Origin of the sequence: Pseudomonas sp. App30 (genome assembly GCF_047947025.1) — a bacterium.
GTDB lineage: Bacteria > Pseudomonadota > Gammaproteobacteria > Pseudomonadales > Pseudomonadaceae > Aquipseudomonas.
The window spans coordinates 2,170,681-2,196,885 of the sequence record NZ_CP133165.1 but is presented as its reverse complement, the minus strand read 5'-3'; the positions used below and the strand labels follow the sequence as shown (position 1 = coordinate 2,196,885).

General features: G+C 66.4%; 30 protein-coding genes. 16 read left to right on the top strand and 14 right to left on the bottom strand.

Annotated features, from left to right (window positions below; all coding sequences use genetic code 11):
- Window positions 1–8 precede the first annotated feature (8 nt).
- From RAM80_RS10035 to RAM80_RS10015, 5 genes are read left to right on the top strand one after another with little or no spacing between them, the layout of a single operon-like run.
- Window positions 9–1,475, top strand: a complete 1,467-nt coding sequence (locus RAM80_RS10035; protein WP_416427444.1) for a cobyric acid synthase — start codon at window positions 9–11, stop codon at window positions 1,473–1,475.
- The gene (gene cobU / locus RAM80_RS10030) at window positions 1,463–1,984 is read left to right on the top strand and encodes a bifunctional adenosylcobinamide kinase/adenosylcobinamide-phosphate guanylyltransferase (RefSeq protein WP_416426210.1); all 522 of its coding nucleotides are present in this window, start codon (window positions 1,463–1,465) and stop codon (window positions 1,982–1,984) included. The genes RAM80_RS10035 and cobU overlap by 13 nt, the downstream gene beginning before the upstream one ends.
- A complete protein-coding gene (cobT, locus tag RAM80_RS10025; protein WP_416426208.1) occupies window positions 1,981–3,036 on the top strand; it encodes a nicotinate-nucleotide--dimethylbenzimidazole phosphoribosyltransferase in 1,056 nt (351 codons plus the stop codon). The genes cobU and cobT overlap by 4 nt, the downstream gene beginning before the upstream one ends.
- Window positions 3,033–3,608 (top strand): alpha-ribazole phosphatase family protein, encoded by a 576-nt coding sequence (cobC, locus tag RAM80_RS10020; RefSeq protein WP_416426206.1) that lies wholly within the window; start codon window positions 3,033–3,035, stop codon window positions 3,606–3,608. Before cobT ends, cobC begins: the two co-directional genes overlap by 4 nt.
- Window positions 3,609–3,611: 3 nt before the next feature.
- Entirely contained in the window at window positions 3,612–4,346 is a 735-nt protein-coding gene (locus RAM80_RS10015; protein ID WP_416426204.1) for an adenosylcobinamide-GDP ribazoletransferase, read from the top strand.
- 115 nt (window positions 4,347–4,461) lie between these two features.
- Here RAM80_RS10015 and RAM80_RS10010 read toward each other — a convergent pair whose 3' ends face one another.
- Window positions 4,462–5,316: a DMT family transporter gene (locus tag RAM80_RS10010; protein ID WP_416426202.1), complete on the bottom strand. Its 855-nt coding sequence runs from the start codon at window positions 5,314–5,316 to the stop codon at window positions 4,462–4,464.
- Between the two features lie 109 nt (window positions 5,317–5,425).
- On the opposite strand from RAM80_RS10010, the gene RAM80_RS10005 reads away from it, so the two are divergent.
- Window positions 5,426–6,232 (top strand): UDP-2,3-diacylglucosamine diphosphatase, encoded by an 807-nt coding sequence (locus RAM80_RS10005; protein ID WP_416426200.1) that lies wholly within the window; start codon window positions 5,426–5,428, stop codon window positions 6,230–6,232.
- 33 nt (window positions 6,233–6,265) lie between these two features.
- On the opposite strand, the gene RAM80_RS10000 is transcribed toward RAM80_RS10005, so the two are convergent.
- Both RAM80_RS10000 and RAM80_RS09995 read right to left on the bottom strand, forming a co-directional pair.
- The gene (locus RAM80_RS10000) at window positions 6,266–6,853 is read right to left on the bottom strand and encodes an HD domain-containing protein (RefSeq protein WP_416426198.1); all 588 of its coding nucleotides are present in this window, start codon (window positions 6,851–6,853) and stop codon (window positions 6,266–6,268) included.
- 45 nt (window positions 6,854–6,898) lie between these two features.
- Window positions 6,899–7,210: an Mpo1-like protein gene (locus RAM80_RS09995; protein ID WP_416426196.1), complete on the bottom strand. Its 312-nt coding sequence runs from the start codon at window positions 7,208–7,210 to the stop codon at window positions 6,899–6,901.
- A 148-nt stretch (window positions 7,211–7,358) separates the two neighbouring features.
- Between RAM80_RS09995 and RAM80_RS09990 the strand changes: the two genes are divergently transcribed.
- Complete coding sequence (locus RAM80_RS09990) at window positions 7,359–8,423, top strand: AraC family transcriptional regulator (protein WP_416426195.1); 1,065 nt, start codon at window positions 7,359–7,361, stop codon at window positions 8,421–8,423.
- Here RAM80_RS09990 and RAM80_RS09985 read toward each other — a convergent pair.
- Window positions 8,380–9,834 (bottom strand): TrkH family potassium uptake protein, encoded by a 1,455-nt coding sequence (locus tag RAM80_RS09985; RefSeq protein WP_416426194.1) that lies wholly within the window; start codon window positions 9,832–9,834, stop codon window positions 8,380–8,382. The two genes, RAM80_RS09990 and RAM80_RS09985, sit on opposite strands and share 44 nt — an antisense overlap.
- A gap of 125 nt (window positions 9,835–9,959) precedes the next feature.
- Here RAM80_RS09985 and RAM80_RS09980 point away from each other — a divergent pair, with 125 nt between their 5' ends.
- A complete protein-coding gene (locus RAM80_RS09980; protein ID WP_416426192.1) occupies window positions 9,960–10,517 on the top strand; it encodes a nitroreductase family protein in 558 nt (185 codons plus the stop codon).
- A gap of 188 nt (window positions 10,518–10,705) precedes the next feature.
- On the opposite strand, the gene RAM80_RS09975 is transcribed toward RAM80_RS09980, so the two are convergent.
- From RAM80_RS09975 to RAM80_RS09950, 6 genes are all read right to left on the bottom strand, one after another.
- Window positions 10,706–12,046 carry a sensor histidine kinase gene (locus tag RAM80_RS09975; protein ID WP_416426191.1) on the bottom strand — a complete coding sequence of 447 codons (1,341 nt, stop codon included), beginning with the start codon at window positions 12,044–12,046 and terminating at the stop codon, window positions 10,706–10,708.
- Between the two features lie 71 nt (window positions 12,047–12,117).
- Window positions 12,118–12,579 (bottom strand): LTXXQ domain protein, encoded by a 462-nt coding sequence (locus RAM80_RS09970; protein WP_416426190.1) that lies wholly within the window; start codon window positions 12,577–12,579, stop codon window positions 12,118–12,120.
- A gap of 224 nt (window positions 12,580–12,803) precedes the next feature.
- A complete protein-coding gene (locus RAM80_RS09965; protein WP_416426189.1) occupies window positions 12,804–13,481 on the bottom strand; it encodes a response regulator transcription factor in 678 nt (225 codons plus the stop codon).
- 7 nt (window positions 13,482–13,488) lie between these two features.
- The gene (locus tag RAM80_RS09960; RefSeq protein WP_416426187.1) at window positions 13,489–13,836 is read right to left on the bottom strand and encodes a translation initiation factor 2; all 348 of its coding nucleotides are present in this window, start codon (window positions 13,834–13,836) and stop codon (window positions 13,489–13,491) included.
- A gap of 216 nt (window positions 13,837–14,052) precedes the next feature.
- Window positions 14,053–14,352 carry a YciI family protein gene (locus tag RAM80_RS09955; protein ID WP_416426185.1) on the bottom strand — a complete coding sequence of 100 codons (300 nt, stop codon included), beginning with the start codon at window positions 14,350–14,352 and terminating at the stop codon, window positions 14,053–14,055.
- Between the two features lies 1 nt (window position 14,353).
- Entirely contained in the window at window positions 14,354–14,950 is a 597-nt protein-coding gene (locus RAM80_RS09950; RefSeq protein ID WP_416426183.1) for a septation protein A, read from the bottom strand.
- Window positions 14,951–15,017: 67 nt separating this feature from the next.
- On the opposite strand from RAM80_RS09950, the gene RAM80_RS09945 reads away from it, so the two are divergent.
- The 8 genes from RAM80_RS09945 to arfB all read left to right on the top strand — a co-directional run bounded on the left by RAM80_RS09945 (window position 15,018) and on the right by arfB (window position 22,737).
- Window positions 15,018–15,878 carry a PHP domain-containing protein gene (locus RAM80_RS09945; RefSeq protein WP_416426181.1) on the top strand — a complete coding sequence of 287 codons (861 nt, stop codon included), beginning with the start codon at window positions 15,018–15,020 and terminating at the stop codon, window positions 15,876–15,878.
- A 16-nt stretch (window positions 15,879–15,894) separates the two neighbouring features.
- On the top strand, window positions 15,895–16,524 hold the full coding sequence (locus RAM80_RS09940; protein WP_416426179.1) for an L-threonylcarbamoyladenylate synthase: 630 nt from the start codon (window positions 15,895–15,897) through the stop codon (window positions 16,522–16,524).
- Between the two features lie 125 nt (window positions 16,525–16,649).
- Window positions 16,650–17,348, top strand: a complete 699-nt coding sequence (locus tag RAM80_RS09935; RefSeq protein WP_416427443.1) for a segregation and condensation protein A — start codon at window positions 16,650–16,652, stop codon at window positions 17,346–17,348.
- A 728-nt stretch (window positions 17,349–18,076) separates the two neighbouring features.
- Window positions 18,077–18,871: an SMC-Scp complex subunit ScpB gene (gene scpB, locus RAM80_RS09930; RefSeq protein ID WP_416426178.1), complete on the top strand. Its 795-nt coding sequence runs from the start codon at window positions 18,077–18,079 to the stop codon at window positions 18,869–18,871.
- Window positions 18,872–18,877: 6 nt separating this feature from the next.
- Window positions 18,878–19,066 carry a DUF1289 domain-containing protein gene (locus tag RAM80_RS09925; protein ID WP_416426177.1) on the top strand — a complete coding sequence of 63 codons (189 nt, stop codon included), beginning with the start codon at window positions 18,878–18,880 and terminating at the stop codon, window positions 19,064–19,066.
- A 111-nt stretch (window positions 19,067–19,177) separates the two neighbouring features.
- The gene (gene rluB, locus RAM80_RS09920) at window positions 19,178–20,365 is read left to right on the top strand and encodes a 23S rRNA pseudouridine(2605) synthase RluB (protein ID WP_416426176.1); all 1,188 of its coding nucleotides are present in this window, start codon (window positions 19,178–19,180) and stop codon (window positions 20,363–20,365) included.
- A 405-nt stretch (window positions 20,366–20,770) separates the two neighbouring features.
- Window positions 20,771–22,165 carry an amino acid permease gene (locus RAM80_RS09915; protein WP_416426174.1) on the top strand — a complete coding sequence of 465 codons (1,395 nt, stop codon included), beginning with the start codon at window positions 20,771–20,773 and terminating at the stop codon, window positions 22,163–22,165.
- 158 nt (window positions 22,166–22,323) lie between these two features.
- On the top strand, window positions 22,324–22,737 hold the full coding sequence (gene arfB, locus RAM80_RS09910; protein ID WP_416426173.1) for an alternative ribosome rescue aminoacyl-tRNA hydrolase ArfB: 414 nt from the start codon (window positions 22,324–22,326) through the stop codon (window positions 22,735–22,737).
- Here arfB and RAM80_RS09905 read toward each other — a convergent pair.
- The 4 genes from RAM80_RS09905 to RAM80_RS09890 form a co-directional block, all read right to left on the bottom strand.
- A complete protein-coding gene (locus RAM80_RS09905; RefSeq protein WP_416426172.1) occupies window positions 22,734–23,936 on the bottom strand; it encodes an MFS transporter in 1,203 nt (400 codons plus the stop codon). The two genes, arfB and RAM80_RS09905, sit on opposite strands and share 4 nt — an antisense overlap.
- A 109-nt stretch (window positions 23,937–24,045) precedes the next feature.
- Window positions 24,046–24,228, bottom strand: a complete 183-nt coding sequence (locus RAM80_RS09900; protein ID WP_416426170.1) for a hypothetical protein — start codon at window positions 24,226–24,228, stop codon at window positions 24,046–24,048.
- A 428-nt stretch (window positions 24,229–24,656) separates the two neighbouring features.
- Window positions 24,657–25,847, bottom strand: a complete 1,191-nt coding sequence (locus RAM80_RS09895) for an amino acid aminotransferase (protein WP_416426169.1) — start codon at window positions 25,845–25,847, stop codon at window positions 24,657–24,659.
- The gene (locus tag RAM80_RS09890) at window positions 25,847–26,203 is read right to left on the bottom strand and encodes a 4a-hydroxytetrahydrobiopterin dehydratase (protein WP_416426167.1); all 357 of its coding nucleotides are present in this window, start codon (window positions 26,201–26,203) and stop codon (window positions 25,847–25,849) included. Before RAM80_RS09890 ends, RAM80_RS09895 begins: the two co-directional genes overlap by 1 nt.
- Window positions 26,204–26,205 lie beyond the last annotated feature (2 nt).

Sequence of the window (26,205 nt, the reverse complement as noted above, 5' to 3'; positions counted from 1 at the left end):
GTACATTGATGGTGCAGGGCACCACCTCCGATGCCGGCAAGAGCACCCTGGTGACCGCGCTGTGCCGCTGGCTGACCCGCCAGGGCGTGGCGGTGGTGCCGTTCAAGCCGCAGAACATGGCGCTCAACAGCGCGGTCACCGCCGACGGTGGCGAGATTGGCCGTGCCCAGGCGGTGCAGGCCCAGGCCGCGTACCTGGCGCCGCACACCGATATGAACCCGGTGCTGCTCAAGCCCAACAGCGACACCGGCGCCCAGGTGATCATCCATGGCCGCGCGGTCACCACCATGAACGCCGTGGCCTACCACGACTACAAGGCCATCGCCATGCAGGCGGTGCTGGCCTCGCACCAGCGCCTGAGCCAGCAGTACCCGGTGGTGATGGTGGAAGGCGCCGGTTCGCCGGCCGAGATCAACCTGCGCGCCGGCGACATCGCCAACATGGGTTTTGCCGAAGCGGTGGATTGCCCGGTGCTGCTGATCGCCGACATCAACCGTGGCGGCGTGTTCGCGCACCTGGTGGGCACCCTGGAACTGCTGTCGCCCAGCGAGCAGGCGCGGGTACAGGGCTTCATCATCAACCGTTTCCGCGGCGACATCGCCCTGCTGCAACCGGGCCTGGACTGGCTGGAGGCGCGCACCGGCAAGCCGGTAATCGGCGTGCTGCCCTATGTGCTGGACCTGCACCTGGAAGCCGAGGACGGCCTGGACCGGCGCCAGGCCGACAAGGCCGCCCAGGTGCTGAAGGTGATCGTGCCGGTGCTGCCGCGCATCAGCAACCACACCGACTTCGACCCGCTGCGCCTGCACCCCCAGGTGGACCTGCAGTTCATCGGCCCCGGCGACAGCATTCCGCCGGCCGACCTGATCATCCTGCCCGGCTCCAAGAGCGTGCGCAGCGACCTTGCCTACCTGCGCGCCCAGGGCTGGGAGGGCGCCATCGCCCGCCACCTGCGCTACGGCGGCAAGCTGCTGGGCATCTGCGGCGGCCTGCAGATGCTCGGCCAGCAGGTGCACGACCCGCTGGGCCTGGAAGGCGCGCCCGGTTCCAGCCCGGGCCTGGGCTTGCTGGCCTACGAGACCACGCTGGAACGCGAGAAGCAGCTGCGCAACGTCCAGGGCCGCCTGAGCCTGGAAGACGCGGCCGTGGTCGGCTATGAAATCCATGCCGGGGTCACCCGTGGCCCGGCGCTGGCAAAGCCCCTGGTGCAACTGGACGACGGCCGCTGCGACGGCGCCATCAGCGACGACGGCCAGGTGCTGGGCACCTATTTGCACGGCTTGTTCGAGGCATCGGCATCCAGCAGCGCGCTGCTGCGCTGGGCTGGCCTTGAAGACGTGCAGGACGTGGACTACCACGCCCTGCGCGAAGTGGACATCGAACGCCTGGCGGACCTGGTGGAAAAGCACCTCGACACCGACCGCCTGCGCGCCCTGTGCGGCCTGCCACAGGAGGCGCCGGCATGCTGCAACTGATCCTCGGTGGCGCCCGCTCGGGCAAGAGCCGCCTGGCCGAACAGCGCGCCGCCGACAGCGGCCTGGCCGTGACCTACATTGCTACCAGTCAGCCGCTGGACGGCGAGATGAACGAGCGGGTGCGCCTGCACCGCCAGCGCCGCCCCGAGCACTGGGGCCTGGTGGAAGAACCGGTGGAGCTGGCGCGGGTGCTGCGTGAACACGCCAGCGCCGAGCGCTGCCTGCTGGTGGACTGCCTGACCCTGTGGCTGACCAACCTGCTGATGCTCGAAGACCCCGCACGCCTGGCCCACGAGCGCGAGGCGCTGCTGCAGTGCCTGGCCCAGCTGCCGGGCGAAATCATTTTTGTCAGCAACGAGACCGGCCTCGGCGTCGTGCCCCTGGGCGAACTGACCCGTCGCTACGTGGACGAGGCCGGCCTGTTGCACCAGGCCCTGGCCGAACGCTGCCAGTGCGTGACCCTGACCGTCGCCGGCCTGCCCCTTACCCTGAAAGGAACCGACACATGAGCAATGCCTGGTGGCTGAACCCGTGCCAGCCCATCGACACCCTGGTGCTGCAACAGGCCCAGGAACGCCAGCGCCAGCTGACCAAGCCGGCCGGTTCGCTGGGCCCGCTGGAGGACGTGGCGGTGCAACTGGCCGGCCTGCAACACCGCCTGAAGCCGGCGGTGGACAAGGTCTGGATCAGCATTTTCGCCGGTGACCACGGCATCGTCGCCGAGGGCGTGTCGCCGTACCCGCAGGAAGTCACCTGGCAGATGCTGCTCAACTTCGTCAATGGCGGCGCGGCCATCAGCGTGCTTGCCCGCCAGCTGGGCGCGCAACTGGAAGTGGTCGACCTGGGCACCGCCAGCGCCGTCGACAACCTGCCCGGCGTGCGCCACGAACGCGTCGGCCCGGGCACCCGCAACTTCGCCAAGGAGCCGGCCATGACCCGCGCCCAGGGCGAGCAGGCCCTGCAGGTTGGCCGCGACAGCGTGCAGCGCGCCCTGGCCGCCGGCACCCAGCTGTTCATCGGCGGCGAGATGGGCATCGGCAACACCAGCTCGGCCGCGGCCTTGGCCTGCGCCTTGCTGGATTGCCCGATCACCGACCTCGCCGGCCCCGGCACCGGCCTCGACGCTGCGGGCGTCAGCCACAAGGCCCAGGTCATCCAGCGCGCGCTGGAGACTCACGCCAACCTGCCCGCCGACCCGCTGGAACGCCTGCTGTGCTTCGGTGGTTTCGAAGTGGTGGCCCTGGTCGGTGCTTATCTCGCTGCTGCCCAGGCTGGCATCGCCGTGCTGGTGGACGGCTACATCTGCACCGTCGCCGCCCTGGTGGCCACGCGCCTGAACCCCGGTTGCCGTGACTGGCTGCTGTTCGGCCACCGTGGCGCCGAACCGGGCCACCGCCATGTGCTGGCGGCGCTGGACGCCCAGCCGCTGCTGGACCTGGGCCTGCGCCTGGGCGAGGCCAGCGGCGCCGCCCTGGCCGTGCCGCTGCTGCGCCTGGCCTGCGACCTGCACGGGCAGATGGCGACCTTCGCCGAAGCCGCGGTGGCGGACCGCGCCGAATGACCCTGGTGCTGGACCTGCTGCGCCACGGCGAAACCGAACAGGGTGGCGGCCTGCGCGGCAGCATCGACGACGCGCTGACCGCCCATGGCTGGCAGCAGATGCGCGATGCCGTGGCCGAGCGCGGCGGCTGGGACCGCATCATCAGCTCGCCGCTGCAGCGTTGCCGGCTGTTCGCCGAGGCGCTGGCGGCCGAGCGGCAGCTGCCGCTGAGCCTGGAGCCGGGCTTGCAGGAGCTGCACTTCGGCGACTGGGAAGGGCGCAGCGCCGCCGAACTCATGGAGACCGACGAACGTGGCCTGGGCCTGTTCTGGGCCGACCCCTACGGCTTCACGCCGCCTAACGGCGAACCGGTGCTGGCGTTCAGCGCGCGGGTGCTGGGGGCGGTCGAGCGTTTGCAGGCGGCCTATGCCGGCCAGCGCCTGCTGGTGGTTTGCCACGGCGGCGTGATGCGCCTGCTGCTGGCCCGCGCTCGTGGCTTGCCGCGCGAGCAGTTGCTGTCGGTGGAGGCGGGCAATGGCAGCCTGTTCACCCTGGCGGTGGCTGCCGACGGCCACCTGCGCGAGGACGCCTGAGCCATGTTGCCGTTCTGGATCGCCCTGCAATTTCTCAGCAGCCTGCCCGTGCGCCTGGCCGGCATGCCGCCGCCCCAGGCCATGGGTCGCTCGTTGTTGTGCTACCCGCTGGTGGGCCTGCTGTTCGGCGTGCTGTTGTGGGCGCTGAACCTGCTGCTGGCCGGCAGCCCGGCGCTCCTGCACGCCGCCTTGCTGCTCAGCGCCTGGGTGCTGCTCAGCGGCGGCCTGCACCTGGACGGCCTGGCTGACAGCGCCGACGCCTGGCTGGGCGGCTTCGGCGACCGGGCGCGCACCCTGGAAATCATGAAGGACCCGCGCAGCGGGCCCATCGCCGTGGTCACCCTGGTGCTGGTGCTGCTGCTCAAGTTCTGTGCGTTGCTGGCAGTGGTGGACAGCGGCCATGGCGCAATCCTGCTGATTGCGCCGTTGCTGGGTCGCGCGTCGTTGCTGGGCCTGTTCCTCAGCACGCCTTACGTGCGTGCGGGCGGCCTGGGCCAGGCGCTGGCCGACCATCTGCCACGCGCGGCGGGGCGGGGGGTGTTGCTGCTCAGCGCCGTGGCCTGTGTGTTACTGGCGGGCGTCAAGGCCCTGTGGATACTGGCCATCGCCCTGGCCGCCGGCCTGTGGCTGCGCCAGCTGATGGTGCGCCGCCTGGGCGGCACCACCGGCGACACCGCCGGGGCGTTGCTGGAGTTGCTGGAGATGATCGTGCTGGTGGCCTGGGCCCTGATGGCCTGAAGCCAGGCGGACCTCCTGTGGGAGCTGGCTTGCCAGCGAGCTTTTAGGGGCCTCGACAACTCGCTGGCAAGCCAGCTCCCACAGGGCTTGGCAGCCGCCGCAGGCATGGGGCTCGCTATGCGCTTGCGCCACGGCGGCTGGAAAGGACAATCGCCAACAGAATCAGCGCCCCACCCAGCAGCATCCGCAATGTCGGTGTCTCGCTGAAAATCACCCACGCAAACGCAATCCCGTAGACCGGCTCCAGCGCGAACACCACCGCCGCCGTGCGTGCCTTGATCACCGCCAGGCTGGCGACGAACAGGCTGTGGGCGATGCCGGTGCAGAACACCCCCAGCAGGCCGATCCACAGCCAATCCATGGCGCTGACGGCGGGTAATTGCGGCCACGCGGCAGGCACCAGGCACAGCGCCACCACGGCGTTCTGGCACAGCGCTGCCTGCACCGGCGGCACGCGTGTGCCACTGGCGCGGTTGACCAGCGACAGCACGGCGAAAGTCAGGCCGCTGAACACCGCCCACAGCAGGCCGGCCGTGGCCTGGCTGGCGATGTCGAACGCCGGGGTCACCAGTACCAGGCCAATGCTCACCAACAGCACCAGCAAAATCTCATTACGGCGAATACGCTCGCGGAACACCAAGCCTTCCAGCAGCACGGTAAACGCCGGGAAGCTGGCGAAACCCAGCGTCGCCACGGCCACACCGGCCATTTTCACGGCGATGAAAAAGCTCACCCAATGCGCCGCCAGCAGGCCCCCGGCGCCCAGCAGCTGGCCCCAGTCCGCCGCTTCCAGGCGCTGCCAGCCGCGCCGCGCCAGGCCCAGGAACGCCGCCAGCGCCGCCACGGCGAACACCGCCCGGCCAAACACGATCACCACGGCACCAGCATTCGCCAGCTTGCCGAACACCCCGGCCAGGCCAAAGAACAAGGCGCCGAAATGCAGGGCGGCGAGGGCGGTGCGGTGGTTCATGTGATGTCCTTATCCAGGGAGCGGCGCTGTCATTTTATTGTTGCACGAGCGTCATGGTCATTTCATGACGCCGTCGCAAGCTTGTGCAAACCCTGACGGAAGCCTGCCCATGACCAGCGCCCAGTTTCCCAAGCCTACCGGCAAGCAGCGCGTGCGCACCTTGTGGATTTCCGACGTACACCTGGGCACTCGTGATTGCCAGGCCGAGCACCTGTCACGCTTCCTCAAGACCTACCACGCCGACCGCATCTACCTGGTGGGCGACATCATCGACGGCTGGAAAATGCGCGGCGGCATGTACTGGCCCCAGGCGCACACCAACGTCATCCGCCGGCTGCTGACGATGAGCAAGCGTGGCACCGAGGTGATCTACGTCACCGGCAACCACGACGAATTCCTGCGCCGCTATTCCAAGCTGATCCTGGGCAACATCCAACTGGTGGACGAGGCCGAGCACGTCACCGCCGACGGCCGCCGGCTGCTGGTGATCCACGGCGACCAGTTCGACGTCATCACCCGCTACCACCGCTGGCTCGCCTTCCTGGGGGATTCGGCCTACGAATTCACCCTTACCCTGAACCGCTGGCTCAACCACTGGCGGGCGCGCTACGGCTATGGCTACTGGTCGCTGTCGGCGTACCTCAAGCACAAGGTCAAGACCGCGGTCAGCTTCATCAGCGACTTCGAGGAGGCCATCGCCCACGAGTGCGTGAAGCGCGGCTTCCACGGCGTGGTGTGCGGGCACATTCACCACGCCGAGATTCGCCAGGTGGGCGAGGTGGAATACCTCAACTGCGGCGATTGGGTGGAGTCGTGCACGGCGCTGATCGAGCATTGGGACGGCCAGATCGAGCTGTACCGCCTGGCGGATGCGCAGGCCGCGCAACTGGCCGAAGCCACCGCAGTCACCCCGTAGCAGCGGCCAAAGGCCGCGTCCCAGGCCCCACGCTCACGCCGGCATATTGGCCAGGGCTTCGCGGTACAGCGACCGCTTGGGTTCGGCGAACACCCGCGCCAGCATCGGCTCGAAGAACGCCAGGGGCAGGTGCTCGTAGGCCGGGTCGAACGCCGCGGCGTCGTACTTGGCGCAGAACTCGATGGTCTGCCGGTACTGCGGGTGGTCCTGGAATTGCTCGCGCAGGTGGCGGTCCATGCCCAGGTGGTGGAAGAAGTAATAGCCCTGGAATATCCCGTGCTTCTCCACCATCCAATGGTTCTCGGGGCTGACGAACGGCTTGAGGATGGCCGCGGCGATGTCCGGGTGGTTGTAGCTGGCCAGGGTGTCGCCGATGTCGTGCAACAGCGCGCACACCACGTATTCCTCGTCGCGGCCATCGCGGTGGGCGCGGGTGGCGGTCTGCAGCGAGTGGGTCAGGCGGTCCACCGGGAAACCGCCGAAATCACCGTCCAGCAGGCGCAGGTGGGTGAGGATGCGCTGGGGCAACTGGCGGGCGTACTGGGCAAAGTCGTTGGCAATAATGGCCCAGTCCTGCTCGGTGCCATCCTTCATGTGGGTGAAGCGTGCTTGTTCGCTCATCTCGGCTCCGTCTGTCGCGGGTTGCGGCGAGTATAGACGCAGTTGTCAAAAGCCCACTTTGCCCACCAGCATGTCGCGGTACATCACGAAGTCGCCGAACAGGCTGTACAGCGGGTGGCGAAAGGTCGCCGGGCGGTTCTTCTCGAAGAAGAAATGGCCCACCCAGGCGAAGCTGTAGCCGGCCAGCGGCAGGGCGATCAACAACAGCCAGCTGCCGCTGGCGACTATCCAGGCCACCAGCGCGATCACAAGGCTAGTGCCGACGAAATGCAGCCGGCGGCACGTGCTGTTGCTGTGCTCGGCCAGGTAATAGGGATAGAAATCCCTGAAGCTTGCAAACTCATGGCTATTGTTCACGACGGCAGTCTCGCAGACGATCAATGGGACTACGTGGCACCTTATTTAAGTCTAGAGTGAACGACAAGGCGGGCCAGTGGCCGAGGGCGCCAGTTTCGTATCTTTTGACACAATTGCCACGGTTTGAAAGGAATGGGGCGGCAGCGGCATGAGCGAACGGACCACATCGGCCAGTTGGGCCGGGGGCATTGTCAAGGCGCTGGAACTGGAAGGGCTGGACTGCCGGGCGCTGTTCGCCCAGCTGGGGCTCGACTACGGCGCGCTGGACGATCCCGATGCACGTTTTACCCAGGATTCCATGACCCGTCTCTGGACCCTGGCCGTCGAGCTGTCAGGCAACCCGGCCATTGGCCTGAACATGGCGCGGGTGGTGCGCCCGGCGTCCTTCCATGTGGTGGGCTACGCGCTGATGTCCAGCCGCACCCTGGCCGAGGGCTTCGAACGGCTGGTGCGCTACCAGCGCATCATCGCCGAAAGCGCCGACGTCAGCTTCAAGCTGCTGCCCGAGGGCTACGGCTTGATCGTCACCGTGCACGGCGACCACCTGCCACCCACCCGCCAGAGCGCCGAGGCCTCGCTGGCGTGCGCCTTATCGCTGTGCGGCTGGCTGTGCGGGCGTGTGCTGCAGCCGCGCAAGGTGCTGATCCAGGGCAGCCAGCCCCATGACCTGGCGCCTTACCAGCAGGCCTTTCACGCGCCGCTGGTGTTCGGCGCGCCTTACGATGCATTGATTTTCGAACGCACCGACATGGAGGAACCGCTGGCCACCGCCAACGAGGCCATGGCGGCGCTGCATGACCGCTTTGCTGGTGAATACCTGGCGCGTTTCTCCGAAAGCCGCGTGACCCACCAGGCGCGCCAGGTGCTGTGCCGGCTGCTGCCCCAGGGCGAGCCCAAGCGCGAGGCGGTGGCCCAGGTGCTGCACCTGTCCCAGCGCACCTTGCAGCGGCGCTTGCAGGACGAGGGCACCAGCTTCCAGGCGCTGCTGGATGACACCCGCCGCGAGCTGGCCGAGCAGTACCTGGCCCAGCCGCACATGACCTTGCTGGAAGCCGCCTACCTGTTGGGCTTTGCCGACCCCAGCAACTTCTTCCGCGCCTTCCGGCGCTGGTTCGACACCACGCCGGGTGAATACCGCGCGCGCCTGCTGGGCAGCGAGCTGGTCGAGGTCAGTGCCGCCAGAACGCCGGCATGCACAGCACCAGCACCGTGATGATCTCCAGCCGGCCGAGCAGCATGCCGCCGGACAGAATCCACTTGGCGACGTCCGGCAGCCCGGCGAAGTTGCCGGACGGGCCGATGGCCTCGCCCAGCCCCGGGCCCACGCCGGACACGGTGCTGGCGGCGCCGGTCAGCGCGGTCATCCAGTCCAGGCCCAGCAGCGACAGGGCCAGGGCGATGCCGCTGATGGTGATGGCGAAGAAGAACGAGAACGTCAGGATCGAGCGCACGATGTCTTCGTCCAGGCGGTGACCGTTGTACTTCTGGCGGATCACCGCGCGCGGGTGGATCAGCTGGTTGAGGTTGGCCTTGAGCAGGATGTAGGCCACCTGGAAGCGGAAAATCTTCACCCCGCCGGCGGTAGAGCCCGAGCAGCCGCCAATGAATCCCAGGTAGAAGAACAGCATCAGGGCGAAGTTGCCCCACAGGCTGTAGTCACCCAGGGCAAAGCCGGTGGTGGTGACCACCGAGGTCACGTTCAGCGCCACGTGGCGCAGGGCCGTCCACCACGGCAGGTTGGTCTGCCACCAGTACCAGGTGGTCATTACCAGCCAGGTCACCAGCAGCAGGCCGAGGAACCCCTGCACCTGTTCGTCGCGCAGCAGCGCCCGGCGGTTGCCGCGCAGGGTGGCCACGTACAGGGTGAACGGCAGGCTGCCGAGGATCATCACCACCACCGCCACCCAGTGCACCGCTGGCTGCGACCACTTGGCCAGGGACTGGTCGGAGGTGGAGAAACCGCCGGTGGAAATCGCCGACATGGCGTGGTTGATGGCGTCGAACACGCTCATGCCCGCGGCCCAGAAGGCCAGGCTGCCCAGCGCGGTGATGCCGATGTACACCAGCACGATGGACTTGGCCACCATGTGCGAGCGCGGCATGACCTTCTCCGAGCGGTCCGAGGACTCGGTCTGGAACAGGCGCATGCCGCCCACCCGCAGCAGCGGCAGGATCGCCACCGCCATGCCGATGAAGCCGATGCCGCCCAGCCAGTGCAGCAGCGAGCGCCACATCAGGATGCCGGGGGACATGCTGTCCAGGCCGCTGAGCACGGTGGAGCCGGTGGCGGTGATGCCCGACATGCTCTCGAAGAAGGCGTCGGTGTAGCTGGTGTGCTCGGTGAGCACGAAGGGCAGGGCGGCGAACACGCACACCACCAGCCAGCTGGACACGGTCAGCAGGTACATGTCGCGCGGGCGCAGGTTGACGTTGTCCGGGCGGCCGGGGACCAGCAGCGCCAGGCCGGCGACGAAGGTGATCAGGCTCGACCACAGGAAGGACGGCAGGTCGCCGGTGTGGCCGAAGATCAGCAGGGTGGCCATGGGGACGACCATGCTGATCGCCAGGGTGATCAGGAAGATGCCGATGATAAAGCCAATGATGCGCAGGGTCGGCAACGCCATGGAGTCCGCTCGGGGCTGAAAAAAGAAGGGCGCCATTCTACCTGCGGGTCTGTGCATGTAAACCCGGCAAGGGTTTGCTCGTTATGTCTAGAATAGGTGCTCTTTCACTGTTCAGGAGGTGGCCGATGGAGGCCCTCGACGCATTGCTCAACCGTGTATCCGTTCCGCGCCTGGTGGAGCCCGCGCCGTCGGCGCAACAGCGTGAAGTGCTGTTCCAGGCCGCCCTGCGCGCGCCGGACCATGGCCAGCTGCGGCCGTGGCGGTTCCTGACCGTGGAAGGCGCGGCCCGCGAGCAGCTGGGTGAAATCCTGGCCGAGGCGGTGCAGCTCAAGGGCGACGCCACCCCGGCGGCGCTGGAGAAAGCCCGTGGCATGCCGCTGCGGGCGCCGCTGGTGGTCGTGGTGGTGGCGCGCCTGCAGGATCACTTCAAGGTGCCCAAGGCCGAGCAACTGCTGGCGGCCGGTTGCGCGGCGCAGAACATCCTGCTGGCGGCGTTCGCCCAGGGCATCGGCGCGGTGTGGCGCACCGGCGAGCTGGCCTACGCCCCGCACGTGGCCAAGGGCCTGGGGCTGGGCGAAGGCGAGGAGGTGATTGCCTTCCTGTACCTGGGCACGCCGCTGAACCCGCCGCGCGAAGCGCCAGTGGTCAGCACCGCCGACTACGTCAGCGCCTGGTCGGCCTGACAGGCCAGGGCGTTTGACGCGGCCTGCGGCCGCTGCTACGGGGGCATGGGCGTGTAGCAGCAACTGTCTTCCGTGGGAGTGGGCTCTGCCCACGAAAAGGGCACCGCGCGGTATCAGGTACTCTGCGGTGCGGTCTTCGCGGGCAGAGCCCGCTCCCACAGGGAGCGTAGCAGCGGCCGCAGGCCGCGTCAGGCGGCGGTCACTGGGGTCAGCGGCAGGTCCAGGGTGGCCATGAAGCCGCCCTGGGGGTGGTTGGCCAGGCTCAGGTTGCCGCCGTGGCGCTCCACCGCCCGCCGCGCAATGGCCAGCCCCAGGCCATGGCCCGCTGCGGTCTGCCCCGGCGCCCGGTAGAACGGCTCGCCCAGCTGCGCCAGGTGCTCGTCCGCTACCCCAGGGCCGTGGTCGCGCACGCTCAACTCCACGTGCTCGTTCACCAGCCGCGCGCTCAGCTCGATGGGCTGGTCCTCGGGGTTGAAGCGCAAGGCGTTGCGCACCAGGTTGTCCACCGCCCGCTCGATCATGGTCGGCCAGCCGGTCAGGGTCAGGCCCGGTTCACAGTCAATCTTGATCTGCTGTTCCGCCGCGCTCAGGCGCGCATCGTTGCGCACGCTTTTCAGCACCGTGGCCACGTCCACCGGCTCGGCGGTGGCGTGCTCGGCGTCCAGCCGCGCCAGGGTCAGGATCTCGCTTATCAGCGCTTCCAGGCGGTCGCACTCGCGGGTCAGGCGCGGCCACAGGCGTTCGCGCTGCTCGGGCTCGGCGCGCTCGGCCAGGGCCAGGGCGATGCGCAGGCGCGCCAGCGGCGAGCGCAGCTCGTGGGAGACGTCGCGCAGCAGTTGCCGCTGGCTGCCGATCAGGCTTTGCAGGCGGCCGCCCATGCGGTTGAAGTCGTTGGCCAGCACGCCGAACTCGTCGCGCCGCTTGGCCAGCTGCGCCAGGCTGTTCTGCTGGTAGGTGGTCTGCCCCAGTTCATGCACCGCGCCGCGCAGGCGGCTGAGCGGGCGGGTGATGGACAGGGTCACCAGCAGGCTGAACAGGGTCAGCACCACCAGGGCGATGCCCAGCGCACTGAGCGGCCATACCAGGCTCTGGCGGCGCCAGGCATCCAGCTCCGGGTGGGCGATGCGGTAGATCAGCAGGTAGGTGTCGCCGGTCTTGGGGCTGGTGTATTCGGCGGTCAGGCGCCGCCAGGGCAGGGGGCGGTCGTCATTGCCATCGCTCTGGCGCGCCTCGAAGGCTGCCGCGCGGCGCGGGAAGGTGCCGGGCACCACCGCTTCGCCGGCTTCGTTGAGCACCTGCACATCGATGTGGTAACGCCACTTGCGCTCTTCCAGCAGCTGCTGGGCCGCGTCCTGGCCGTCTTTCTCGTACGTCTGCACCCAGGTCTGCGCCAGGTTGTGCAGGCCGGGGTGGCGGCTGAGAATCCAGGTGTCCTGGTTCAATACGTGGCCCAGCAGGATCGACAGGCCGGCGACGAGGGCGATGGCCAGCCAGAAGCTTGCCAGGATGCGCCAGAACAATGATCGCAAGGGGAGTACCTCAAATGCAGAAGCCCGGACACGCGTGAGCGTGCCGGGCGGGGGTCAACGATAGGTGAAGCTTACTGGGCTTTCTGGTCCTTTTGGGCCTTCCACGCCTGGAACTCTTTCCATTCGGCGCGGCGCGCGTCCTGTTGCTTCTTCATTTCGTCGAACTGTTTCTGCTGGGTCGGGTTCAGCACGGCGCGGATGTCGGCGCGGGCCTTGTCATGCTTGGCGGTGATCTCGTCCTTCATCGCCTTCTGGTCGGCTGCCGGCAGCTTTTCCAGGTACTTGTGCAGCACTTCGCGGTCGATGTGGCGTTCTTCACCCATCAGCTGGCCGATTTTCTGACGCTGTTCGGGGCTCAGGTCCAGCTTGGCGAAACCGTCGCGCGGGCCGCGCTCGTGGTGCATGCCAGGGCCGCCGAAGCCAGGGCCGCCAGGGCCAGGGCCGAAACCTGGGCCATCGCCGCCTTCAGGTGCAGCCATGGCAACGGCGGGCAGGGCGGCGGCGAACATCAGAGCCATAAGGGTCTTGCGCATGGTGAATCTCCTTGTCTCGTTGCCGGTGGTATCAACCGGATGAGCTCAGTTTATGGAGATCAAGGTCAGCTGCAGTCAGTGGACGGTAAAGCTTAGGTAAAGACGTCTAGAGCGGGGTTTACACAAACAACCGCGTGATCCACATCGCGGCCAAGGCCGGCTCCTACGCCGATCGTGTAGGAGCCGGCCTTGGCCGCGATGGGGATGACGCGATGTTTGAATAATCACTCGGCGTAGTAGTAGCCGCGGCTGCGCAGCGCGACGATGCGCGGGCGGCCGTCGGCGTGGGGGCCGATCTTCTTGCGCAGGTTGCTCACGTGCATGTCCAGGCTGCGGTCGTACAGGGTCAGCTTGCGGCCCAGGGCGATCTGCGCCAGCTCCTGCTTGTCCAGCGGCTCGCCCGGCTGGCGCAGCAGGGCTTCGAGCAGGCGGCTCTCGGAGATGGTCAGGGTGATGTCGTGCTCGTCGATGGTCACCACGCCGCGCGCCTGGCTGAAGCACAGGTCGCCCAGTTCCAGCTGGCCGCTGGCGGCGCTGGGGTGGCTGCGGCGCAGCACGGCGCGCAGGCGTGCGGTCAGCTCGCGCGGGTCGCAGGGCTTGGCCAGGTAGTCATCGGCGCCCAGCTCCAGGCCCAGGATACGGTCCAGCGGCTCGCCGCGGGCCGACAGCATCAGCACCGGCAGGTCGGGGTGTTCGTTGCGCAGTTGCTTGAGCAGCTCCAGGCCGCTGCCGTCGGGCAGCATCACGTCCAGCACCACGGCCGCGGGGGACAGCTCGGCCAGGGCCTTGCGGGCGCTCCCGCCGTCATGGCAGGCGCGCACCACGAAGCCTTCCTGGCTCAGCCAGCTGCCGAGCAGCTCGCACAACTCCACGTCATCATCAATCAGTAACAGATCGCTCATGAAACTCTCAATTCAACCATTGCCGACGTTGTCTACGCCCGCCGCTGATAAAGATACCGCACATGGCGGCCAACAAGGCCACGCCGCCGCCGGTAACAAACCATTGCTGTTGCTCGGTCAGCAGGCGCACGCCTGGCGCCATCTTGCCCTGGGCTTCCTGCAACTGCAGTTTGAGCCGCTGGATTTCCTGGTTCAGGTCGGCCCGGGCCCGCTCGCTGTCCTTGAGCCGCTGCTGCAGGTCGCTGACCTGGCTGCCGGCGTTCAGTGCCAATGGCGTGGAAGGCTCGTCGGCCTGGGCATCGCCGGCACCGAGCAGGAGCAGCACGAACAGCGAAAACAGCACACTCTGGCGCATACAGACTCCCGATTCTGTCGATTGTTCGGCAGGTTGTCGGCAGTCGTGGGGGAATGATGAGCAATGGATCAGTACAAAGAAACAGTTTTTTGCAGCACAAACGACGTAGCCGCTGCCGCCAGGCTGCGCTGGCCTGTATCAACACCGGAAAACTCCAGCGAGGCACAGGGCCAGCGTAGCCTGGCGGCAGCGGCTACGCGATAGTGGCAGCGGGGGTTACGGCAGGGTCTGCTTGAACGGCTTGACCAGTACGTCGGCGTACACGCCGGCTTCCACGAACGGGTCGGCACCGGCCCATTCCTGGGCGGCGGCCAGGGATTCGAACTCGGCCACGATCAGGCTGCCGGAGAAGCCGGCGGCGCCTGGGTCGTTGCTGTCTACCGCCGGGTGCGGGCCGGCCAGGACCAGGCGACCGTCATCCTTGAGCTTCTCCAGGCGCGCCAGGTGGGCTGGGCGCACGCTCAGGCGTTTGTCCAGCGAGTTTGGCGTGTCGGTGGCAATGATTGCGTAGAGCATGTCAGTCCTCGGTCTTCGGGGTGGTGGTGTCTGCGTCATGCAGGTGGCGGGACAGGTAGATGCCCTGGCCTACCAGGAACAGCAGGGTCATGCCCAGGCTGCCGAAGACCTTGAAGTCCACCCAGATGCTCTGGAAGGTAAAGGCCACGAACAGGTTGGCGGCACCGCTGAACAGGAAGAAGATGATCCAGGCCACGTTCAGCCGCGCCCACACGGCGTCCGGCAGGGTCAGGGCGTGGCCCATCAGGCGCTTGATCAGCAGGCGGTCGCCAATGAAATGGCTGCCGGTGAAGGCCAGGGCAAACAGCCAGTTGACCACCGGTGCCTTCCATTTCAGGAAGGTCTCGCTGTGGAACGCCAGGGTCAGGCTGCCGAACACCAGGCACGCGGCCAGGGTCAGCCATTGGCTCTTCTCCAGCTTGCGCTGGGTGATGAACAGGATGCCGTAGACGATGATCGAGCTGGCGATCAGCACGCCGGTGGCGCTGAAGATGCCGCCCAGGGTGACCTGCTGGCCGGCGACTTCGACGGTGCGTGGGTCAAGCTTGTAGACGATGAAAAACAGGAACAGCGGGATGAAATCGATGAATTGTTTCACAGTGGCAGCCAGAAGCAGGATGTGACGGCATAATAACAAACATCAAAGACAGCGAAAGCGCCACCACATGAATGTTGACCTGCACTGCCACAGCACCGCCTCCGACGGCTCCCTCTCGCCGACCGAGCTGGCTGCGCGCGCCCACGCCAATGGCGTGCGGGTACTGGCGCTGACCGACCACGACACCCTCGAAGGCCTGCCCGAGGCCCGCGAAGCCACGCGGGCGCTGGGCATGCAGTGGGTGAGCGGGGTGGAAATGTCCTGCACCTGGGGCGGCGCCACCATCCACGTGCTGGGCTACGGCTTCGAACTTGACGCGCCACCGTTGGTCGCCGCGGTGGAAGCCCTGCACACCGGCCGCTGGCTGCGCGCCGAGGAAATCAGCCGACGACTGGCGCTCAAGGGCATGCCCGGCGCCCTGGAAGGCGCACGCGCCATCCAGCAGGAACTGGGCGACAGCGGCAACGCCCCGGCGCGCCCGCACTTCGCCGAGTTCCTGGTGCGACAGAACTACGTCAAGGACCGCGCCGAAGCCTTCCGCAAGTGGCTGGGCGCCGGCAAGCTGGGTGACGTCAAGCTGCACTGGCCTACGCTGGAAGAGACCGTCGGCACCCTGCGTGCCGCGGGCGCGTGGGTGAGCCTGGCGCACCCGCTGCATTACGATTTCACCCGTAGCAAGCGCCGCAAGCTGATTGCCGACTATATTCAAGCCGGTGGCCAGGCAATCGAAGTGGTGAATGGCATGCAGCCTGCCGAACAGGTGGGCACCCTGTCGATCCTGGCGCGCGAGTTCGGTCTGCTGGTCAGCGCCGGCAGTGATTTCCATGGTCCAGGGGCCTGGTCCGAGATCGGTGTGTACCGACCCGTGCCAGAGGACTTGCCACCTTTATGGTGCCGGTTCAAACATGAGCAGCCACTCGTCGTCTGACCAACAGGTAGAGAACGTGAGTCAATTCTTCCAGATTCATCCGGAAAACCCCCAGCCGCGCCTGATCAAACAGGCCGTGGAGATCATCCGCAAGGGCGGCGTGGTGATCTACCCCACCGACTCTTCCTACGCCATGGGCTGCCAGATCGGTGACAAGGGTGCCATCGAGCGCGTGCGTCGCCTGCGCAAGCTGGACGACAAGCACAACTTCACCCTGATCTGCCGCGACCTGTCGCAACTGGGGCTGTTCGCCAAGATCGACACCGGCGCGTTCCGCCTGCTGAAGGCGCACATTCCCGGGCCCTACACCTTTATTCTCAACGCCACCCGCGAGGTGCCGCGCCTGTTGTTGCACGACAAGCGCCGCACCATCGGCCTGCGCGTGCCTGACCACCCCATCTCCCACGCGCTGCTGGAAGAGTTGGGCGAGCCGCTGATGAGCGTGAGCCTGATCATGCCCGGCGAGACCCTGCCCATGACCGACCCCTACGAGATGCGCCAGCTGCTGGAGCACCACGTGGACCTGATCATCGACGGCGGTTTCGGTGGCGTGTCGGCGTCGACGGTGATCAACCTCGCCGACGGCGAACCGCAGGTGGTGCGCGTGGGCTGCGGCGACCCGTCGCCGTTCATGGCCGAGGCGTGAGTGGCGTGACCATCGCTGAAAACACCCCTGCCGTTGACGAACCGCGTGTGCCCGAGCAGCTGGCGCTGGTGTATGGCCAGTCGTTCACGGAAATGCCCGTGGACCTGTACATCCCGCCCGACGCCCTGGAAGTCTTCCTCGAGGCCTTCGAGGGCCCACTGGACCTGCTGCTGTACCTGATTCGCAAGCAGAACATCGACATCCTCGACATTCCCGTGGCGGAAATCACCCGCCAGTACATGGGCTACGTCGAGCTGATGAAGACCGTGCGCCTGGAACTGGCCGCCGAGTACCTGGTGATGGCCGCCATGCTCGCCGAGATCAAGTCGCGCATGCTGCTGCCGCGTTCGGCCGAGGCCGAGGTGGAAGAAGACGACCCACGCGCCGAGCTGATCCGCCGCCTGCAGGAGTACGAGCGTTTCAAGGCCGCGGCCGAGAACCTCGATGGCCTCAAGCGCCTGGGCCGTGACATCTATGTGCCGCAGCTGGATGCGCCCCAGGCCAAGGTGCGCAAGCTGGTGCCTGACGTGGCGCTGGAGGAGGTGCTGTTGGCCATGGCCGAGGTGATGCGGCGGGGGGATCTGTTCGAGAGCCACCAGGTGAGCCGTGAGGCGTTGTCGACCCGCGAGCGCATGAGTGAGGTGCTGGAGCGGTTGAAGGGCGGGGGCTTTGTGCCGTTTGTCGAGTTGTTTACCAAGGAGGAGGGCAAGTTGGGGGTGGTGGTGACGTTTATGGCCATCCTGGAGCTTGTGAAGGAATCGTTGGTGGAATTGGTGCAGAATGAGCCGTTTGCGGCGATTCATGTCCGCGCGCGCGCGGATTAACGCCGCGAACTGCTTTTGATCTTGATCCCGTGCGGCCTTTGATCTTGATTGTGTGCCCCGTAAAGCGCCAGGGCCGACTGGAGGCGTTGGCCAAGCGGGCTGAGGCGTAGCCGAAGAAGACGGAACCGGAGGCGCTTCTATTCCGGGCCGTCGGCCGCTTGGGCGACGCCGGAGGGAGGGGACCCGCAGCGCAGCGGAGGGACCAAGCAGGGGCAAGCCTTTTTTGGTTACTTTTTGAGGCGTTTGTCAAAAAGTGACCCGGCGTAAGGCCGGAAAGGTGATTCTGCATCACCCTTGATAATGGATATGTTCACGGATTCTGTATCCTGCTTCGGCGATTTCGAACATATCCATTTTCGCGGGGCGACCACCGACCGTTTCGCCCTTACGGCGACTCCCTTTTTGGCAGTCGCCCCAAAAAGGAAGCAAAAAGGGCTCGCCCCTGCTTGGGCCCTCCGCTGCGCTACGGGTCCCCTCCTTCCGGCGTCGCCCAGGCGGCAAAACGGCCCCCGCTAACAAAGCGGGCGGGCTGCCGTTTCCTTCGGCTGCGCCGAAGGGCCCTGCGGGCTGCCGCCTGGTCAACGCCTCCAGTCGGCCCTGGCGCTTAACGGGGCCAAGATCAAAAGCCAGATCAAAAGCAAAAGCAAAGCAAGATCAAGATCAAGATCACTAGCAACGGCAAGAGCTGCAGAGAGCGCTGGATCAGAATTGTGAACAAGAGCCAATAGATGAATTTGACCGAACCCCGCGAGCTGGCGTCCCTGCTCGAAGCCTTCCTGCTCGCCTCCGGCAAGCCGCAATCGCTGGACCGCCTGTACGAGCTGTTCGAGGAAGCCGAGCGCCCCGAGCCTGCTGTGTTCAAGAAGGCCCTGGACCTGCTGCGCAAAAGCTGCGACAGCCGCTCCTTCGAGCTGGTGGAGGTGGCCTCCGGCTACCGCCTGCAGATCCGCGAAAAGTTCGCTCCCTGGGTCGGTCGGCTGTGGGAAGAGCGCCCGCAGCGCTATTCCCGTGCACTGCTGGAAACCCTGGCGCTGATCGCCTATCGCCAACCCATTACCCGCGGTGAGATCGAGGACGTGCGGGGCGTGGCGGTGAACAGCAACATCACCAAGACCCTGCTCGAGCGCGAGTGGATTCGCGTGGTGGGCTACCGCGAGGTGCCCGGGCGGCCGGCGATGTTTGCCACCACCAAGGCGTTCCTCGACCACTTCAACCTGAAGAACCTCGACGACCTGCCGCCGCTGGCCGAGCTGCGCGAGATCGAGCCCGAGCCGCTGGTCGAGGACCTGGATGAAGATCCGCCGGTGCCCGCGCACCTGCAGGCCCTGGCCGATGCCAGTGCCGAGCCGGGCGAGGAGGGCGAGGCGCCGAAGGAGGAAACCAGCTTCCACACCCTGCTGGCCGAACTCGACAGCATGGAACAGGGTCTCAAGACTGACTTCGACGATTTGCTCGACGCGCCCCTGGCCCCCTTCGACGAGACGGAAGACGGCGAGGAGGAGCAAGAGCCCCGCCACGAGTGAGTGCCCATGAGCAGCAAGGATCCCTGTATCGGTGTCTGCAAGTTCAACGACGATGTCTGCGTGGGCTGCGGGCGCACCAAGCGTGAAATCAAGGGCTGGAAGAAGCTGGGCAAGGGCGAGCGGCGCGAGGCGCTGGCCCAGGCGCACCTGCGTTTGCTGGCGCTGGGTGCCACCGGCCGACGGAAAAAGAAATAACCCACGCTATTTCGACTAGTCTCAGGTGCGCAACGCCGCACATGCGCGTATGATTCGCGACCCTTCGGGCGACATGAACGCCCCACATCACACACCGGGAGGTGCTAAAAGATGAGTGAACCTATCAAGCCAGAAGTCCAGGAAATGGGCCCCGCCGGCGAAAAACTGCAAAAAGTCCTGGCCCGTATCGGCGTCGGCTCGCGTCGCGACGTGGAAGCCTGGATCGGTGAAGGCCGCATCAAGGTCAACGGCGTGGCCGCTACCCTGGGCCAGCGCGTCGACCTGCACGACGCCATCAGCGTCGACGGCAAGGTGATCAAACGCGAAGAAGCCTCGGAAACCGTGCGCCGCGTGATCATCTACAACAAGCCGGACGGCGAGATCTGCACCCGTGACGACCCGGAAGGCCGCCCGACTGTGTTCGACCGCCTGCCGCGCCCGCGCGAAGGCCGCTGGATCAACATCGGCCGCCTGGACATCAATACCACCGGGCTGCTGATGTTCACCACCGACGGTGAGTTGGCCAACCGCCTGATGCACCCGTCCTACGAGATGGACCGTGAATACGCCGTGCGCGTGCGCGGTGAAGTCGACGACGACATGCTGCTGCGCCTGAAGAACGGCGTGATCCTGGAAGACGGCCCGGCGCGGTTCACCGACATCCAGGTGGCACCGGGTGGTGAAGGCTTCAACCACTGGTACCACTGCGTGGTCATGGAAGGCCGCAACCGTGAAGTGCGTCGCCTGTGGGAATCCCAGGGCCTGGTGGTCAGCCGCCTGAAGCGCGTGCGTTTCGGCCCGGTGTTCCTCAACTCCGACCTGCCCATGGGCCGCTGGCGCGAACTGAGCCAGCACGAAGTGGACGTGCTCAGCGCCGAAGTGGGCCTGAGCGCCGTGGCCATGCCGACCATGAGCACCAAGAGCAAGGACAAGCTGGACCGCATGCAGCGCAAGTCGTCGCGCCCCATGGCCCGCAGCGAGCGCGTGCGCACCTTGCGCCCTGCCCACGACGGTGCCGCCGGTGCCGAGCGCCCAGCCCGCGCGCCACGCCTGGAAGAAGGCGAGCGCCCGGCGCGCAAGCCGCGTGGTGACGCACCGGCCCCGCGCCGTGGCGAAGCGCCGGCCCGCAAGGACGGTCGTGGTTCGGCGGTGGCCGAGCGCCCGGCCGACATGAACAAGCGTCCAGCCAAGCCAGGTGCCCAGCGCCCAGGCCTGAAGCTGTCGGACGACAGCAAGCGCCGTGGCCCAGCCGCGGACAAGCGTGCGCCGGTCACCCGTCGCAAGCCCAAGCCTGAGTAATCAGCGCGCTTGAACTGCAAAACGCCAGCCTTCGGGCTGGCGTTTTGCATTGTGGCGTGTGGAAAATTGCCGTTGCAGGCTGTAAACATTTGTTTACGATCGTGGCGTTGGCCAAAAGCTCGCTGGCAAGCCAGCTCCCACAGAGAACATTGGGGAAATGTGGGAGCTGGCTTGCCAGCGAGCTGTTAGGGTGTAAAGAAATGTTTCCACTCGTGCACTAATTTGTAACATTCCCTGCCTTTTTGCCCTCTTGCCAGCCTCGACCCCTCGCGCTCTGATGCCCGGCGTGTACAATGCGCGCCCTTTACTGTGGCACCCTGCGTTAACGCGCGCCTGTCTACCGCCTCATCACGAGTGGGGCGGGTCCGTTCCGTCACAGATAAAAATAACCAGGTGACCAACACAATGAGTGCACAAGACTCATCCGGCCAGCTCAAGCGCGGCCTGAAAAATCGACACATCCAATTGATTGCCCTCGGCGGTGCCATCGGCACCGGGCTGTTCCTCGGCTCGGCCGGGGTGCTCAAGTCGGCCGGGCCCTCGATGATCCTCGGCTACGCCATCTGCGGTTTCATCGCCTTCATGATCATGCGCCAGCTGGGCGAGATGATCGTCGAAGAGCCGGTGGCCGGCTCGTTCAGCCATTTCGCGCACAAGTACTGGGGCGGCTTCGCCGGCTTTCTGTCGGGCTGGAACTGCTGGGTGCTGTACATCCTGGTGGGCATGTCGGAACTGACCGCAGTTGGCAAGTACGTGCACTACTGGTGGCCGGAGATCCCGACCTGGGTCTCGGCCGCGGTGTTCTTCGTCATGATCAACGCCATCAACCTGGCCAACGTCAAGGTGTTCGGCGAGGCCGAGTTCTGGTTCGCCATCATCAAGGTGGCGGCCATCGTCGGCATGATCGCCCTGGGCAGCTACCTGCTAGTCAGCGGCCACGGCGGCCCGCAGGCCTCGGTCAGCAACCTGTGGGACCACGGCGGCTTCTTCCCCAATGGCGTCAAGGGCCTGGTGATGGCGCTGGCGATCATCATGTTCTCGTTCGGCGGCCTGGAAATGCTCGGCTTCACCGCTGCCGAGGCCGACCAGCCCAAGACCGTGATTCCCAAGGCCATCAACCAGGTCATCTACCGCATCCTGATCTTCTACATCGGCGCCCTGGTGGTGCTGCTGTCGCTGACCCCGTGGGATGGCCTGCTGCAAACCCTGGATAGCGCCGGCGACGCCTACAGCGGCAGCCCGTTCGTGCAGGTGTTCTCGATGCTGGGCAGCAACACCGCGGCGCACATCCTCAACTTCGTGGTGTTGACCGCGGCGCTGTCGGTGTACAACAGCGGCACCTACTGCAACAGCCGCATGCTGCTGGGCATGGCCGAGCAGGGCGACGCCCCTGCGGCGCTGGCCAAGGTGGACAAGCGCGGCGTGCCGGTGCGGGCCATCCTGGTGTCGGCGGCAGTGACCCTGGTGGCCGTGCTGCTCAACTACTTCATGCCCCATGACGCGCTGGAACTGCTGATGTCGCTGGTAGTGGCCACCCTGGTGATCAACTGGGCGATGATCAGCTTCTCGCACCTCAAGTTCCGCCAGCACCAGGTGCGCAACGGCCAGGTGTCGTCGTTCAAGGCGCTGTGGTCGCCGTGGGGCAACTACATCTGCCTCGCGTTCGTGGTGTTCATCCTCGGCATCATGCTGATGATCCCGGGCATCAATGTCTCGGTGTATGCCATTCCTGTGTGGGTGGTGGTGATGTACGTGGCGTACCTTGCCAAGAACCGCCGCGCCGCCCTGGCGCTGGGTTGATTCGCGCCATCCTCCGCGCGTAGCCGCTGCCGCAGGCTGCGCTGGCCCTGAGTCGCGCTGGGTATCTCCAGTGCACGCGCGGGCCAGCGCAGCCTTCGGCAGCGGCTACGCGCGTGATGGTGTACCCTTGCGGTCTTTGACCCTGCCGAAACCCCTTCATGCTGGAAATCTCCAACAACGTCCACCTGCCCGATGCCGAAATCGAGCTGAGCGCCATCCGCGCCCAGGGCGCCGGCGGCCAGAACGTCAACAAGGTGTCCAGTGCGGTGCACCTGCGCTTCGACATCAACGCCTCGTCATTGCCGCCTTTCTACAAGGAGCGGCTGCTGGCCCTGCGCGACAGCCGCATCACCAGCGAAGGCGTGATCGTGATCAAGGCCCAGCAATATCGCACCCAGGAGCAGAACCGCGCCGACGCCCTGGAGCGGCTGCGCGAGCTGATCGTGAATGCGGCGAAGGTGGAAAAGGCGCGGCGGCCCACCAAGCCAACCAAGGGCTCGAAAACCCGTCGGCTGGATGGCAAGAGCAAGCGCGGCGCCATCAAGGCAGGCCGCGGCAAGGTCGACTTTTAAAGCGCGGCGTCCGGGTGGCGCGGCTGGTTGAGGGTTTGCCGGTACAGGTACAGGCTCAGCGCCAGGCCGGCGAACGAGGCGATGCCGGCGAACAGGAAGATCGAACTGAAGCCGAAGCCGGCGGCAATCGCGCCCGCCAGCGGGCCGGTGATGCCCAGCGACAGGTCGACGAACAGCGAGTAAGCACCCACTGCCGCGCCGCGGCTGGAGGCCGGCACCAGGTTCACCGCTTCCACGCCCAGGGCCGGGAACACCAACGAGAAACCAAAGCCGGTCAGGGCCGCGCCGGCCATGGCCAGCTCGGCGCTGGGCGCCAGCCACAGCAGCAACAGGCCGATGGTTTCCACGGTCATGCAGCCGATGGCCACGCGGAAGCCGCCGATGCGGTTGATCAGGTTGCCGAAGATCAGCCGCGCGACAATGAAGCAGGCGCCGAACAGGCTCAGCGACAGCGCGGCGTTGTCCCAGTGGTTGGTGGCGTAATACAGGGTGATGAAGGTGGCGATGGTGCCGAAACCGATGCCGCCCAGGGCCAGGCCGGTGCCGTGGGGCAGCACCTTGCCCAGCACGTGCATGAATGGCATGCGCTCGCCGGCGACGATCGGCGCCGGGGTCTTGTTCCAGGCCAGGGCAATGCCCAGCGCCGCCAGCAGCAGGATGCTCACGCCCATCGCCCACAGGCCCAGGTGTTGCACCAGCAGCACGCCGGCCGGGGCGCCGATGGCCAGGGCGCCGTAGCTGGCGATGCCGTTCCAGGAGATGACCTTGGCGGTGTGCTGTGCGCCCACGCGGCCGATCCCCCAGCCGATGGAGCCCGAGCCCACCAGGCTTTCGGCGCTACCCAGCACCAGGCGGCCGACGAACAGGCTGGCCAGGCTCACCACCGGCAGGCTCTGGGTGAACGCCGCCAGCAGCATGAACAGCCCGCTGGCGCCACAGCCGAACAGGCCGTAGATCACCGCCTTCTTGCTGCCGTGGTTGTCGATGATACGGCTGGCGTACGGCCGGCTAAGCAGGGTGGCCAGGTACTGGACGCTGATCACCAGGCCCGCGATCACGGCGTTGAAGCCCAGGCCGGTATGCACGAAACCGGGCAGCACGGCCAGCGGGATGCCGATGTTCAGGTAGCCGATGAAGGTGAACAGCACGATGGAAACGACTTGCAGCGTGACCGCCAGCGGCCGCGGGTTTGAAGACATTGGGAATTCCAGGGGGATAGGTGTCGGGTGCTAGCACACTAGACGCTTATCATAGGGCGGCGAGCCACACAGTGCACGACCAGCGGCAAGATTTTATCTCGCCGAAGGCTCAAGCCTGCGGTTGTGCCAGCAGTCGGGTGGCCACCAGGGCGGCGAGGGCGTTTTCCTGGGTGCCGAAACGTTGCAGCAGGGCTTGCTGTTTTTCCGGGGAGAGGCGGGCCCAGATGTCGATCATCTGTTGCGCGGTGTCGATCACCTGCGCGGCCTGTGCTTCGTTGAAAGTGTCTTGCATGAGGGGCTCCGTTCAGCGCTGAGGTGGTGCGATCACGCGGCATGGCCGCCGTGGGGATCGTACCACCTGCGGTCGGCGCTTAGTCGTCGCGATCAGCGCTCGAGGCTTCGTCGGCCTCGTTTTCAGTGGCCTGGCTGGCCGATTGTGGCGGTTGAGGCTGCTCTGGTTGATGCAGGCTCGGGAAAGGAAGGTTTGGGATCTCGTGCATCGTCATCGCTCCTCGCAATTACAGGTTGAGGGTGGCGCTGGATAGCGCGTGCTGGTTAAAGCCGGGACAGGATACAGCACTGCGCATGACAAACTGACTTCGCCGGCGGCCATTGGTCGCACAATGAACGGATTTTCATGGAGGCTGAATGTGGGAGCTGGCTTGCCAGCGAGCTCTTCGAGGCCCTCAAAAACTCGCTGGCAAGCCAGCTCCCACAGGTTCAACACACCTTGGCGAGGGCGGCCGCCAGTTCGTCCAGGCGGCTGGCGTCGATGCCGGCGACGTTGGCGCGGCCCGAGCGCACCATGTACACGCTGTGCTCGTCGCGCAGGCGGTCTACCTGCTCGGGGCTGAGCCCGGTGTAGGAGAACATCCCGCGCTGTTCGCCAATGTGGGCGAAACGCGCCGACAGCCCGTGCGGCCCCAGCGCCTCGACCAGCCCGGCCCGCAGCTGGGCGATGCGCGAACGCATGTGCTCCACCTCATCCGCCCACAGGCTCTTCAACTGCGCATCACCGAGGATGGTGGCGACCACGGCGGCGCCATGGTCCGGCGGCGTCGACCACAGGTTGCGCGCCAGGCCGGCCAGTTGGCTGCGCACGTCCAGCAACTGTTCAGCGGTGTGCGTGCAGGCGATCAACGCGCCGGTGCGTTCGCGGTACAGGCCAAAGTTTTTCGAGCACGAACTGGTGACCAGCAGCTCCGGCAGTTCCTTGGCGAACAGGCGCACGCCCCAGGCATCCTCGTTCAGGCCATCGCCAAAGCCCTGGTAAGCGAAGTCGATCAGCGGCAGCAGCTCGCGGCGCTTGGCCACGTCCAGCACCCGGTGCCAGTCGTTGTGCCGCAGGTCGAAGCCGGTGGGGTTGTGGCAGCAGGCGTGCAACAGCAGCACGTCGCCGCGCGGTATGTCTTCCAGCGCCAGCAGCATGGCTTCCATGTCCAGGCGGTTGTCACGGCCCACGTAGGGGTAGTGATTCACCTTGAGGCCCACGGCGGCAAAGATGCTTTCGTGGATGGGCCAGGTCGGGTCGCTGAGCCAAATGCCCTTGCCGGGCAGGCAATGGGCGATGAACTCGCCGGCCAGGCGCAGGGCCCCGGTGCCACCCGGGGTCTGGGTGGCGCCGGCGCGCTCATGGGCCAGCAGCGGCGAGTCCTTGCCCAGCACCAGCTCACTGACCAGGCGGCCAAACGCCTGGTCGCCGTGGCCACTGACGTAGGTCTTGCTGGTCTGGTGGTCGAGCAGGAACCGCTCGGCCTGCTTGACCGCCGACAGCACCGGGGTCAGGCCCTGGGCGTCCTTGTACACGCCCACCCCCAGATCGAACTTGCGCGGGTTGGGGTCGCGGGCGTAGGCGTCCATCAGGCTCAGGATCGAGTCGCCGGGAATTCGCTGGATCGCGCTGAAGTGCATTATTTGCGGCCCTCGGCCCCCTGGCTGACGTCGTCGGTGCGGGCGGCCATGATGAAATCGTTGCGGTGCAGGCCCTTGATCGAGTGGCTCCACCAGGTCACGGTGACCTTGCCCCATTCGGTCAGCAGGCCCGGGTGGTGGCCCTCGGCCTCGGCGATCTCGCCCACGGCGTTGGTGAACGCCAGGGCGTGCTTGAAGTTCTTGAACAGGTAGACCTTTTCCAGCTGCATGACACCGTCACGCACCTCGATGTTCCAGTCCGGGATCTGCCGCAGCAGCCCTGGCAGCTCCTCGTCGCTGACCTGCGGGGCGTCGGCGCGGCAGGCTTCGCAATGGGCCTGGTTCAATGGGTTCATGG